General features: G+C 42.3%; 1 pseudogene. It reads right to left on the reverse strand.

Features of this window, described 5'->3' with window-relative positions:
* Positions 1–136 precede the first annotated feature (136 nt).
* A pseudogene (locus JaK3_RS06780) lies at positions 137–388 on the reverse strand (branched-chain amino acid ABC transporter permease); the annotation flags it as partial.

Genomic DNA, 388 nt, shown 5'->3' on the forward strand with positions numbered 1-388 from the left:
TCTAAACCATATAACAAGATGGTGTAGATGAGAATGGTTTCAACTAAGTGAATGTAATAAGGGTTATGAACAAACAACGGCAAACAAAAGAGTGCCGCAATCGCAATTAATAGCGGTATTAGAGACTTCTTCATCATTAAACTTTCTTAATTGCAGATTTGCCGAATAGACCAGATGGTTTGTATGCCAATACAAGCAATAACAAAATCAAGCCTGGAACATCTTTGTAACCAGTAGAGACATAAAAGCCGGTAGCTGTTTCGACAATGCCCAAAATCAAGCCACCAACAATGATGCCCATGCCGCTAGATAAGCCGCCAATAATCGCTACTGCGAATGCCTTCAATCCCAGCGCGCCACCCATAGTTGCGCCAGTCAGCGTCAATGG

The sequence above is a fragment of the Polynucleobacter yangtzensis genome (genome assembly GCF_001595965.1).
Taxonomy (GTDB): domain Bacteria; phylum Pseudomonadota; class Gammaproteobacteria; order Burkholderiales; family Burkholderiaceae; genus Polynucleobacter; species Polynucleobacter yangtzensis.